12 protein-coding genes and 1 pseudogene are annotated in these 11,822 nt (G+C 64.7%); 7 read left to right on the forward strand and 6 right to left on the reverse strand.

Annotation, left to right across the window (positions count from 1 at the left end; all coding sequences use genetic code 11):
* The 3 genes and pseudogenes from ACDELDRAFT_RS25100 to ACDELDRAFT_RS14025 form a co-directional block, all read right to left on the reverse strand.
* A pseudogene (locus tag ACDELDRAFT_RS25100) lies at positions 1-651 on the reverse strand (hypothetical protein); the annotation flags it as partial.
* Between the two features lie 546 nt (positions 652-1,197).
* Positions 1,198-1,482: a hypothetical protein gene (locus ACDELDRAFT_RS26210; RefSeq protein WP_040329230.1), complete on the reverse strand. Its 285-nt coding sequence runs from the start codon at positions 1,480-1,482 to the stop codon at positions 1,198-1,200.
* A 480-nt stretch (positions 1,483-1,962) separates the two neighbouring features.
* Positions 1,963-2,181, reverse strand: coding sequence for a hypothetical protein (locus ACDELDRAFT_RS14025; protein WP_005797840.1), 219 nt, complete (start codon positions 2,179-2,181; stop codon positions 1,963-1,965).
* 170 nt (positions 2,182-2,351) lie between these two features.
* Between ACDELDRAFT_RS14025 and ACDELDRAFT_RS14030 the strand changes: the two genes are divergently transcribed.
* Together ACDELDRAFT_RS14030 and ACDELDRAFT_RS14035 are read left to right on the forward strand one after the other, a co-directional pair.
* Positions 2,352-2,714: a CidA/LrgA family protein gene (locus ACDELDRAFT_RS14030; protein WP_005797841.1), complete on the forward strand. Its 363-nt coding sequence runs from the start codon at positions 2,352-2,354 to the stop codon at positions 2,712-2,714.
* Positions 2,711-3,436, forward strand: coding sequence for an LrgB family protein (locus tag ACDELDRAFT_RS14035; protein WP_005797843.1), 726 nt, complete (start codon positions 2,711-2,713; stop codon positions 3,434-3,436). Before ACDELDRAFT_RS14030 ends, ACDELDRAFT_RS14035 begins: the two co-directional genes overlap by 4 nt.
* Here ACDELDRAFT_RS14035 and ACDELDRAFT_RS14040 read toward each other — a convergent pair.
* Complete coding sequence (locus ACDELDRAFT_RS14040; protein ID WP_005797844.1) at positions 3,431-4,369, reverse strand: LysR family transcriptional regulator; 939 nt, start codon at positions 4,367-4,369, stop codon at positions 3,431-3,433. The two genes, ACDELDRAFT_RS14035 and ACDELDRAFT_RS14040, sit on opposite strands and share 6 nt — an antisense overlap.
* Positions 4,370-4,556: 187 nt before the next feature.
* On the opposite strand from ACDELDRAFT_RS14040, the gene ACDELDRAFT_RS14045 reads away from it, so the two are divergent.
* The 4 genes from ACDELDRAFT_RS14045 to ACDELDRAFT_RS14060 all read left to right on the forward strand — a co-directional run bounded on the left by ACDELDRAFT_RS14045 (position 4,557) and on the right by ACDELDRAFT_RS14060 (position 10,003).
* Positions 4,557-5,753: an acyl-CoA dehydrogenase gene (locus ACDELDRAFT_RS14045; protein WP_005797846.1), complete on the forward strand. Its 1,197-nt coding sequence runs from the start codon at positions 4,557-4,559 to the stop codon at positions 5,751-5,753.
* 105 nt (positions 5,754-5,858) lie between these two features.
* The gene (locus tag ACDELDRAFT_RS14050) at positions 5,859-7,130 is read left to right on the forward strand and encodes a CaiB/BaiF CoA transferase family protein (protein WP_005797847.1); all 1,272 of its coding nucleotides are present in this window, start codon (positions 5,859-5,861) and stop codon (positions 7,128-7,130) included.
* 77 nt (positions 7,131-7,207) lie between these two features.
* On the forward strand, positions 7,208-8,176 hold the full coding sequence (locus ACDELDRAFT_RS14055) for a tripartite tricarboxylate transporter substrate binding protein BugE (protein ID WP_005797849.1): 969 nt from the start codon (positions 7,208-7,210) through the stop codon (positions 8,174-8,176).
* 234 nt (positions 8,177-8,410) lie between these two features.
* Positions 8,411-10,003, forward strand: coding sequence for a methyl-accepting chemotaxis protein (locus tag ACDELDRAFT_RS14060; protein ID WP_005797850.1), 1,593 nt, complete (start codon positions 8,411-8,413; stop codon positions 10,001-10,003).
* Between the two features lie 339 nt (positions 10,004-10,342).
* Here the strand turns inward: ACDELDRAFT_RS14060 and ACDELDRAFT_RS14065 are convergent, their stop codons facing one another.
* Complete coding sequence (locus ACDELDRAFT_RS14065) at positions 10,343-10,825, reverse strand: hypothetical protein (RefSeq protein ID WP_005797851.1); 483 nt, start codon at positions 10,823-10,825, stop codon at positions 10,343-10,345.
* Between the two features lie 68 nt (positions 10,826-10,893).
* Complete coding sequence (locus ACDELDRAFT_RS14070) at positions 10,894-11,535, reverse strand: NAD(P)-dependent oxidoreductase (protein ID WP_005797852.1); 642 nt, start codon at positions 11,533-11,535, stop codon at positions 10,894-10,896.
* A gap of 126 nt (positions 11,536-11,661) precedes the next feature.
* Here ACDELDRAFT_RS14070 and ACDELDRAFT_RS14075 point away from each other — a divergent pair.
* On the forward strand, positions 11,662-11,822 hold a 161-nt coding region (locus ACDELDRAFT_RS14075; protein WP_005797854.1), incomplete at its 3' end, for a LysR family transcriptional regulator.

Genomic DNA, 11,822 nt, shown 5'->3' on the forward strand with positions numbered 1-11,822 from the left:
GGTGCCGTTTGTCAGACCAGTGACGATCAGTGGGCTGGCCGCGCCGGTCGCAGTAAAGCCGCCGGGGCTGGATGTCACCGTATAGTCAAGAATGGTACTACCACCATCAGAAGAGGGGGCCGTAAAGGCAACCGACGCTTGCGCATTTCCTGGAGTAGCGGTAACACCTGTTGGCGCGCCGGGAACTGCTGCCGGAATGACAACCGTAGCAGTTTGTAAGACGACATTGCCATCAAAAAACTGGAAGGTATCAGTGGTATTCGATAAGCCAGCGGGAATGGAATAATAAAAAGCGCTGAAATCGTTGGGTCCACCATTGTTTGTCGAGTGGACAAACATATTGTTCGACCCTTTGGCGCTGGATTGCAGCATGATCCCCACGCCGGTTGTGACACCGGTGTTATTGACGTTGCTTGAGCCGTCTGCATTCGACAGACCAAATGTGTCTGCATTGCCGCAATTGGTGCTATCTGGTGCCGAAAATAAGTACTTGTACCTCGCTGGCTGTCCGGCGTACTGACTGTTTGCCGCCTCAAAAGTGACCTGCCCCCCGGCTGCAGCGGTAAAAGTTATATTACAAGCAGCAGAGACTTGCCCGCAAAGAAACAATGAAAAAAGCGTCAATAATATCTTGACAAAAAAATTTGGCATGAACTTCTTTCAGGGCATCAACGATTTTTGAGTATATTTTTTTGGCTGTCCAAAAAATACGCATTTTGTCGTGAAGCGGCAGTGACACATATACATTTACATCCAATGTGTTTTAATTAAATATTGCGTTATGCAAATTCAATTGATCGATGAAGCTTGGCACGCATCACGAGATCGCGCGCCCTCAGAAAGAGCTTAGAAGCCGGGGATGAATTGACGAAAATCGCGCGAAGCTTGCTGCGTGTTGCGTTGTTTGTCCAGTTTTATTTGCGCACAAGTTCAGGCAGTCAAATTACAAACAGAAACACATTAATAGATGAAAATAAAATGAATATTTCGCATCACAGGTTCGCTCCATGGAAAGGCCATCTGCGGTGCTTGCTCAACCGTGCCTTGCGATCCGAGGCTTTGGCTGTTTGTGTGCAGGCCCCGTTGCGGAGTCTTCCAACCCGATGAAAATGGGCGCCCCCTGCATTAGCAGCGTTTCGGTGGTGCGGTTCCTGCGTTTCTGGGGTGCGTTTCCTGTTATGTGGTACAGGCTTGTGATCAGTGGCGGCGCAAAAGCCCGCCCGCCATCCGTGAGCGACTGGTGATCCATTTCTGATGTGCCCGTTGCACCGCATGACGCGCTACGAGCGCGTCCAGCTTGGGCTCGCCCCCAGGCGCTGGCAGCCCTGGTGTGGCAAGCCCCGCCCGCATGTTGGTCGCTCCCGCACCGGTCAGATAGATCACCTCGAAGCCGAGGTCGTCGAGCACGCGGGCCGACAGTGCCAGCACGCCACCGCGGGGCCTCTGCCAAAGAACGAAGAGTTTTCGCGTTGAGAGGGCCATGCGGCTTTGCCGCAGGCGCAGGCCAAATGGGTGCGGAACCTGGCTTCAAGCAGCCGGAACCCCTCAGCTCGGCTGTGGCGGTGGCCGGTGGGGCATTCCACTGCCACTTCTCGCAGCCCGCCGCCGCCGGGGGACTTCACCGTCAGCGCACGGGCGATGGAGCGGTCTGGCGTGGCGCCTTCCTGGCGACTGGTCCGATGCCCGGCCCCACAGGCGTACAGCCGCAAGCGCTCCAGATCCGGGGTGGCCTCGCACGGGCAAGGTGTTCGAGCCTTTGCGGTCAACGCACCGCCAAGCCCATCGACGACAATCGAAGCCATGAACGCCAGCGCACTTCTTGAACACGCCATGGGAATGCTGTATCGCCTGTCGGTCTACGCCAGCCTGAATCTGGCCGACGATGCGGCCCTGCTGGCGCTGTTGTTCTGCTGACCCGGACCCGCAGCGCGCCCGCGCCCTGGGGCCCTTGCCAGGGCCGCGTCAGTTGTCCTGGCGCCTGATCAATTGCCGCCCCAGGGGTGTGATGGCCATTTCGCCGTCCGCCCCTTTGCTGATGAGCCCCCAATCCAGCAACCGCCCCGAAAGGTGTTCCCGCAACGCGCTGTCCTGGGTGATGACTTCACCCATTTCCAGCCGTTTGAGCACGTCGATCTCGTCCACCGTCGGGTCGAAATGGGCTGCGTGGTAGGTGTTCGTCATGGTCGGTCTCCAGATAGAAGTCCAGCAGGCACTGGGACAGTGTCAGATTAGACCCATGCCCAGCGCAGCGCAAGCGCTCCGGCAAAGACCCTGCCCATCCCGCTCGGCGATGATCGGAGCCTGGCGGCCGCCGGCGCCGCCTCTCCCCTTCACCCGTGTGTGTTCTGCCCATGCTCTACGCTTTTGCTGCACTGTTCTGTTTTCAATTGCTGGGGGAAGCCCTGGTCCGCCTTCTCGGGCTGCCCCTGCCCGGCGCCCTGATGGGCATGTTGTTGCTGCTGGCCGCCATTGCGGCACTGGGGCGCGTGCCCGAGGCGCTGGAGCGCACTGCCAGCGGCCTGCTGCAGAACATGATGCTGCTCTTCATCCCCGCCATCGTGGGGGTCATGCTGCACTTTGAGCGCATCGCCCGCGAGTGGCTGCCGTTTCTTGCCGCCGGCATGGGCGGCGCCGCCGTGACCCTGGTGGTGACGGCCTGCACGCTGCGCTGGCTGCTGCGCAAGCAACCAGCCGCCGGGGAGTGCGCACCATGACCACCGATTTGCCCACCCTGGCGGCCGCGCTGGCCGGCACGCCCCTGCCCTGGCTGGTGCTCACGCTGCTGGCCTATCTGGGGGCATTGGCGCTCTACCGGCGCAGCGGCGCGCACCCGCTGCTGATTCCCGTCTTCACGGCCGTGGTGGCCATCGTGGCGGTTCTGATGGCCACGGGCACGCCCTATGCCACCTACCGTGACGGAGTCAGTCTGCTGAGCCTGCTGATAGGCCCTGCCACCGTGGCGCTGGCCGTGCCGCTGTACGGCCAGCGCGCACGCATCCGCCAGATGTGGCGGCCGCTGGGCATCGCGCTGCTGGTGGGCAGCACGGCAGCCATTGCGTCGGCCGTGCTGATTGCCTGGGCGCTGGGTGGAACGCTGGAGACGCTGATGTCGCTCGCCCCCAAATCCGCCACCATGCCCATCGCATTGCCGGTGGCCGAGCGCATGGGCGGTCTGCCTTCGCTGGCGGCGGTGGCTGTGGCCATCACGGGCATCGCGGGGGCCATCGTTGCGGGGCCGCTGCTGCGGCTGCTGCACATTCACGATCCGGCGGTGCGTGGCTTTGCGATCGGCCTCACCGCCCATGCCATCGGCACGGCACGCGAACTGCAGGTGCACCCCACGGCCGGCGCCTTTGCCGCTCTGGCCATGGGACTCAATGGCGTGGCCACGGCCGTGCTGGTGCCGCTGTGCACGCAGTGGCTGCGCGCCTCATGACACCGGCAAATCGCCCTGCGCCGCGCGCAGCAACCACTGCGCAAACGCCGCCAGCACCGGCGACTGGGCCTGCGCAGGGCTGACGAGGTAGTAACCGCGCTCGCCGCGCAGCGGCCTGGCACAGGCCACCACCAGCTCGCCACTGGCCAGTTCGGCCTCGATGAGCAAGGGCGGCATCAGCGCCACGCCCATGCCGTGCGTGGCGGCCACGGCCAGCATCGAGAACAGCTCGTAGCGCGGGCCGTCCAGCGCGTGGGCGGCATCTACGTCCATCGCTTCAAACCACTGCCGCCAGCCATAGGGCCGGGTGCTTTGCTGCAGCAGGGGCAGCCCGGCCAGCGCCTCGGCCGAAACAGGCTGGTGCGCGCGGCCGCGGCCGCGGGGCGCTGCGGATTCGAGCAGGCGCGGGCTGCACACCGGCACCACATCCTCGTGCATGAGCAGCAGTGCCTGCACGCCCGGCCAGTTGGCTACCTGATCGGGTGTGCCGGCATACAGCGCGGCGTCGAACGTGGTGTCGGCAAACAGAAAAGGCCGCGTCCGGGTGTCTATGTGCACCACGATGTCGGGGTGCTGCCGGGCCAGCTGGGGCAGGCGCGGGATGAGCCAGCGCGTGGCAAACGTGGGCACTGCCGCCAGCGTGATCGTGCCGCCCTCGCCCTGGTGCGCCATCACGTCGAGGGTGTCGCGCTCCAGCCCCTGCAGCCAGCGCGCCACCTGGCGGCCATAGTGCGCGCCCGCAGGCGTCAGCACCACGCCGTGGCGCGTGCGGCGGAACAACTGCACGCCCAGGAATTCTTCGAGCGCCTGGATCTGACGCGAGACGGCGCTTTGCGTGAGCGACAGCTCTTGCGCGGCGCGCGTGTAGCTCTCATGCCGGGCGGCGACTTCGAAACAGGCCAGGGCCTGGGTAGAGGGGATATTGCGGCGCATGATGAACAGGAACTTTTCAAAGGCCGTTCCGGTGCGACAGGCCTTTGATCAAGTATTCCATATATTCAACAAACGCATTTCTGGATGAAAAGAACTCGCTTGCCGCACACCGGGCCGCGCCCTACGATGCGTTCCCATCAGTTCTGCATTTCCTCTCTTTTTTCTTGTTTGATCTGGAGACACGCACATGGCCCGCACCGCTTTTCAATGGGATGACCCTTTCCTGCTCGACCAGCAACTCACCGACGACGAGCGCGCCATCCGTGACGCTGCCCGCGCCTACTGCCAGGACAAGCTGGCCCCCCGCGTGCTGGAAATGTTCCGCCACGAAAAGACCGACGTGACCATCTTCCGCGAGATGGGCGAACTGGGCCTGCTGGGCCCCACCATCCCCACGCAGTACGGCGGCGCCGGCCTGAACTACGTGAGCTACGGCCTGGTGGCGCGCGAGATCGAGCGCGTGGACTCGGGCTACCGCTCCATGGCCAGCGTGCAAAGCTCGCTGGTGATGGTGCCCATCAACGAATTCGGCACCGAGGCGCAGAAACAAAAATACCTGCCCAAGCTGGCCAGCGGTGAATTCATCGGCTGCTTCGGCCTGACCGAGCCCGACCACGGCTCCGACCCCGGCAGCATGGCCACCCGCGCCTACAAGACCGCTGGCGGCTACAAGCTCAAGGGCAGCAAGATGTGGATCACCAACAGCCCTGTGGCCGACGTGTTCGTGGTCTGGGCCAAGGAAGTGTCCGAAGGCGGCACCGTCGGCCCCATCCGCGGCTTCGTGCTGGAAAAGGGCATGAAGGGCCTGACGGCCCCCGCCATCCACGGCAAGGTGGGCCTGCGCGCCTCCATCACCGGCGAGATCGTGATGGACGATGTGTTCGTGCCCGAAGAAAACGCCTTCCCCGAAGTGCAGGGTTTGAAGGGCCCCTTCACCTGCCTGAACAGCGCGCGCTTCGGCATCGCCTGGGGCGCCCTGGGTGCCGCCGAATTCTGCTGGCACACCGCCCGCCAGTACACGCTGGACCGCAAGCAGTTTGGCCGCCCGCTCGCCGCCAACCAGCTCATCCAGAAAAAGCTGGCCGACATGCAGACCGAAATCACGCTGGGACTGCAGGCCGCGCTGCGCGTGGGCCGCATGAAGGACGAGCACCAGAACGTGGTGGAGATCACCTCGCTGATCAAGCGCAACAACTGCGGCAAGGCGCTGGACATTGCCCGCCTGGCCCGCGACATGATGGGCGGCAACGGCATCAGCGACGAGTTCGGCGTGGCGCGCCACCTGGTGAACCTGGAAGTGGTGAACACCTACGAAGGCACGCACGATGTGCACGCCCTCATTCTGGGCCGCGCGCAGACGGGCATCGCGGCCTTCGCCAACTGAACGTCTTCAGCGCATGTGCAAAAACACCGCATTGGCGGTGTTTTTGCCATCTGGCGCTTGATGGACGGGCGCCTGCAGCTATTTATTTCATAGTAACCAATTCTCATGACCACCCCCACTTCCTCCTCCGGCGCCTTGGCAGGCATCAAGGTGCTCGACCTCTCCCGCGTGCTCGCGGGCCCATGGTGCACCCAAATGCTGGCCGACCTGGGAGCGGACGTGGTCAAGGTCGAGCGTCCCGGCGTGGGCGATGACACACGCCAGTGGGGCCCGCCCTTTTTGAAGGACGCCGAGGGCAACGACACCCACCAGGCCAGTTACTTCACCGCCTGCAACCGCAACAAGCGCTCTGTCACCATCGACATGGCCACGGCCGAGGGCCAGGCGCTCATCAAGCAGATGGCGCAGCAGGCCGATATCGTGGTGGAGAACTTCAAGGTCGGGGGCCTGAAGCAATACGGTCTGGACCATGCCAGCCTGCGCGCGCTGAACCCGCGCCTCATCTACTGCTCGGTCACCGGCTTCGGGCAAGACGGGCCTTATGCCGAACGTGCCGGCTACGACCTCATGGTGCAGGCCATGACGGGCCTGATGAGCATCACCGGCCAGGCCGACACCGAGCCCGGTGGCGGCCCCATGCGCGTGGGCGTGGCGGTGATCGACCTCTTCACCGGCATTTATGCCAGCAACGCCATCCTGGCCGCTCTGCATGTGCGCGACAACGCCGTGAACGGCACGGGCCAGGGCCAGCACATCGACATGGCCCTGCTCGACGTGGGCATGGCCGTGCTGGCCAACCAGGCGGCGGGTTTCCTGGCCACGGGCCAAACGCCCGGCCGCATGGGCAACAGCCACCCCAGCCTGGCGCCCTACCAGGACTTCCCCACGCAGGACGGCAACATGTTGCTGGCCATTGGCAACGACGGCCAGTTCCAGCGCTTTTGCGCGGCAGCCGGCCAGCCCCAGTGGGCCAGCGATGCCCGCTTTGCCACCAACACCCTGCGGGTGAAGCACCGCGCCGAACTCATCCCCGCCATGGAAACCGTCACGCGCACCCGCACCACCGCCGCGTGGATTGCGCTGCTCGAAGACAAGGCCGTGCCCTGCGGCCCCATCAACACCATTGCCCAGGCGTTTGACGACGCGCAGGTGAAGGCGCGGGGCCTTGCGGTATCGTTGCCGCGCTGGAAAGACGGCGAGGCGGGCGACGGCGTTCAACACATCACCGGCGTGGCCAGCCCGCTGCGCCTTTCCAGCACACCGCCCGTGCTGCGCAATGCGCCGCCGGCCCTGGGCCAGCACACCGACGAGGTGCTGAGCGAACTCGGCCTCGACGCCCAGGCCATTGCCGCCCTGCGGGAGAACAAGACCATCTGAACCCGGCGCACCCGCGCCCCCTTTCCGCCATCACTGGCATCCAAGTGCTTTCCAATTCAACAACAGGAGATAAAAGCATGTTTCGTCGCAGCGTTCTGACCCTGGGCATCCTGGCCGTCTTCGGCACAGCCGCCCACGCGCAGTCCGGTTACCCCAACAAACCCATCCGCCTGCTGGTGCCCTTTGCTGCCGGTGGCACCACCGACCTGATCGCCCGCACCGTGGCCGAACCCCTCGGCCGCGAACTGGGCCAGCCCGTGGTGGTTGAAAACAAGGGCGGCGGTGGCGGCAGCATTGGCGCGGCCGAAACGGCACGTTCCACGCCCGATGGCTACAACCTGGGCATGGCCACCGTGTCCACCACGGCCACCAACCCGGCCATCAACCCCAAGATCCCTTACAACGTCGCCACCGACTTCACGCCCATCATCAACGTGGCCGCCACGCCCAACGTGATCGCGGCCTACACCAAGCTGCCCTTCCATGACTACAAGGGCATGCTGGAAGCCGTAAAGAAGGAGCCAGGCAAATATGCCTACGCTTCGCCCGGCAACGGCAGCATCACCCACCTGATGATGGAGATGTTCAAGCTCTCCACCCGCACCGACATGGTCCACGTGCCGTACCGCGGTTCGGGCCCTGCGCTCACCGATGCCGTGGCCGGCCAGGTGCCGCTGATTTTCGACAACCTGCCCTCGGCCCTGCCCTTCATCAAGGAAAAGCGCCTCACGGCCCTGGTGGTGGCCGCGCCCCAGCGCGTGCCCGCGCTGCCCGACGTGCCCACCTTCAAGGAAGTGGGCCTGGAGAGCGTGAACCGCATGGCCTACTACGGCCTCGTCGGGCCCAAGGGCATGCCCCGTGACATCGTGGACAAGATCAACGCCGCCACCCGCAAGGTGCTGCAAGACCCTGCCATCCGCAAGCGCATCGAGGAAACCGGCTCCATCATCATGGCCGACACCCCCGAAGCCTTTGCCAAGCAGATGCGCGAGGAACTGGCCGTGTACAAGGACGTGGTCGTCAAGCAGAAGCTCACCATGGACTGAGCGGCCTGCGCCCGCACCTGAAAGGTCCCGCATTGCGGGGCCTTTTTTATTTCGGCACCGCACTTTTGGCATGGCACTTTGCAGCCTTGGCGGCGCAGTGGGAAAACCGCCCTTCCCAAACCCCAGCCCCCTCCGATAATGGGCCGTCGCACCCCAGCACAGCGGTTTGGCGCGCCGCACCACACTGCGGCCGCACTGGTTGCGCGTTGTGCACCCACTCTCCAGGAGGTTCCCATGAAGCTCAGTCTCAAGCTCCCTCTCGCCTTCCTGGCGGCCTTGTTGCTGCTCATGCTGGCGGCGCTCTTCGGCATCCAGCGCCTCAACCAGGCGCTCACGGTGTATGAAACCACCGTCGCCCAGAGCTTCGGGCATGAACGCCGGGCGGCAGCCATGCTGCAGGACTTCAAGGTACAGGTGCAGGAGTGGAAGAACGTGCTGCTGCGCGGCAAGGATCCGGCCCGGCGCGACCGCTACTGGGCCGCCTTCCAGAAGCAGGAGCAGGCCGTGTCCAGCGCCGCCGCGCAACTGGTGTCCGACCTGCCCCCCGGCCCTGCGCAGGACAAGCTGCGCCAGTTCGCGCAGGCCCATGAACGCATGGGCGCCGCCTACCGCAAGGGCTACGCCGAATTCCAGGCGGCAGGGCACGAGCCACAGGCGGGTGACAACGCCGTGCAGGGCATGGACCGCGAGCCCTCGCAGTTGATCGACCAGGCCAGCGAGCTGATCGGCAAGGCCAGCACCGAGGTCGCGGCACAGGCGGCCCGGGACGCAAGCCACGCCACCACGGTCAGCCTGCTGGTCATGCTGGTGGTGTGCACTGCCAGCGTGGCGGGCGCGCTGGTGTTCAGCCGCTCGGTGGTGCGGCCCATCGGGCAGGCGGCGCAGGTGTCGCAGGCCGTGGCCGGCGGCGACCTCACCGTGGCCGTGCCGGTGGGCGGCAGGGACGAAATCGCCCTGTTGCTCAACGCCCTGCACGCCATGCAGGCCAGCCTCTCGCATGTGGTGTTCAACGTGCGCACCAACGCCGACAGCGTGGCCGCTGCCAGCACCGAAATCGCACAGGGCAACAACGACCTGTCGGCGCGCACCGAGCAGCAGGCCAGCGCGCTGGAAGAAACCTCGGCATCGATGGAGGAACTCAGCTCCACCGTACAGGCCAATGCCGAAAACGCGCGCCAGGCCAATCAGCTCGCCCTGAGCGCATCCACAGTGGCCGAGCAGGGCGGCGATGTGGTGGCCGAGGTGGTGACCACCATGCGCGGCATCAACGACAGCAGCAGGAAGATTGCCGACATCATCGGCGTGATCGACGGCATCGCGTTCCAGACCAACATCCTCGCGCTGAATGCCGCCGTGGAGGCGGCACGTGCCGGCGAGCAGGGGCGCGGCTTTGCCGTCGTGGCCAGCGAAGTGCGCAGCCTGGCCCAGCGCAGCGCCGATGCCGCCAAAGAGATCAAGAACCTGATCCACGCCAGTGTGGAGCGCGTGGAGCAGGGCACGGCCCTGGTGGACAAGGCCGGCGCCACCATGACCGACGTGGTGGCCTCCATCCGACGCGTGACCGACATCGTGGGCGAGATCAGCGCCGCCAGCAGCGAGCAAAGCGCGGGCGTGGCACAGGTGGGTGAAGCCGTGATGCAGATGGACCAGGCCACCCAGCAAAACGCCGCCCTGGTCGAGCAAAGCGCCGCAGCGGCCGACAGCCTGAAGCTGCAGGCGCAGCAACTGGTGGAGGCCGTGGCCGTGTTCCGGCTGCCGCCCGCCGGCGCAAGCGAAACGCCCACGCGGGTGTTGCCACGGCAAAAGCCTGCTCTCGCGGCTGCGTGAAGCCATGCCGGGGCAGCGGCCAGCCGAGCGCAACCGCCGGCAGCGCACGCAGGCCCTGCATTCGGTGTTCGGTGTTCGGTGTTCGGTGTTCGCCGGCTTGCCACGAACCATGAAGAAGCCTCAGAGAAGCCAGAAATAGAGAAAATCAGGCTTCTGCGCAAGCGAAACAAGCGTAGAGCGCTCTATTTTCAATAGCAAAAATACGCAGCGCCATCTGCGGTGGATGAACCGGCACATACCAGAGGAAGAGCTGCACAGCGCATTGCCAAGCACGGGATGGCAGCCATCGCCCGCCCCCACCATCCCCAGCACCACTGCCAGCTCAGCGCATGCCCAGCTTCAGCGCAGGCGCTCAAACCCGTTCTCGGCCCAGGCCGTGGCACTGGCGGCAGTCAGCTTGAAGCTGGGCGGCACGGGCACGCAGGCCAGTTCTTCGCCCAGATCATCCTGCGCACTCAACGTGGCCGTCGCGCCCTCTTCGTCCGGCACGATGGCCAAGGCCACACGCAGGCGCTGGCCCTGCGCGGTGGTGACCGTCACGTTTTTGTTGAGCTGTGCGTGCAACTGCTGCTCGTGGCGGCGCAATACCTCGCTGGCCGTCTTGACCAGCGTATGGAACGCCGAAACATCGAGCGGCTTGGGATTCTTCTTGTCACGCCCCATGGTCCACGGGCCCACCAGCGCCGGTTCCGCCTCGCCATGCAGCGTCATCGAAACAGCCCAGCCATCGTCGTCCTCGTTCTTGATGACCCGCGCCGTCCAGCGCTCATCGCTCCACAGGCGTGGTTCCTGAATGGTGGTGTCTTCGGTGTCGTCGGTCATGGGTATGAGGCAAAGCGGGAAAAAGGCGCAGAGCATACGAGACAACGGCCCCGGCTCTGCCCACCCCGTCAATTCGCCACCGTGAACCGCCTTTGCACGTGGCGCGGCGTTTCCAGCTCGTCGGCAATGGCCACTGCCAGGTCCGCCACGCTGATGCTGCCGGGTTGCTCGCCATTCATCAGCGGCGCCTCGTCGCCCAGGCGGTATTGGCCCGTGCGTTCGCCGGGCTGCAGCAGGATGGGGGGCGAGAGAAAGGTCCAGTCCAGCGCGCTTTCGGTACGGACCCAGTTCAGGGCCTCGCGGGCCGCCAGTGCGCCCTGCTTCCATTCGGCAGGGAACTGCGGCGTATCCACCAGCTGCACACCCGGCGCCACAAACAGGCTGCCGGCGCCGCCCACCATGAGGAAACGGCGCACACCGGCCTGCTTGGTGCCGTCGATGATGGCACGCGTGCCTTTCAGGAATTCATCGTGGATGTGGGGATTGCTCCAGCCGGGGTTGTAGGCGCTGACCACGGCGTCGTGGCCGGCCGCGGCCTTGGCGACCTGGGCGGTATCTTGGGCATCGGCGGCCACCACCGTCAGGCGCTCGCGGGCGGCGAGCTTGGCGGGGTTACGGGCCAGCACGGTCACGCGGTGGCCGCGTTGCAGCAGTTCGTTGAGCACGGCCGAGCCGACAAAGCCGGTGGCACCGATCAGGGCGATATTCATAACAAGTCCTCGTTCATCAATAAATGGCGATGGGGTGAGAATAGGAGCTTGTCAAACTTCGCGGTAGATGGCAAAAATCGCCTTTTCTTTGAAGTACAGCTTCACAATCGATGAAAAAATAGCGCCATGGAAGACCTCAAACGCATGGCCGTGTTTGCCGCCGTGGTTCAGCACGGCTCGATGAGCGGGGCAGCCCGCGCGCTGGGCATGAGCACATCGGCGGTGAGCCAGCAGGTGCGCAAACTGGAGAGCGATGGCGGGGTCACGCTGCTGCACCGCTCCACCCG

The organism is Acidovorax delafieldii 2AN (assembly GCF_000175235.1).
Classification (GTDB): domain Bacteria; phylum Pseudomonadota; class Gammaproteobacteria; order Burkholderiales; family Burkholderiaceae_C; genus Acidovorax; species Acidovorax delafieldii_B.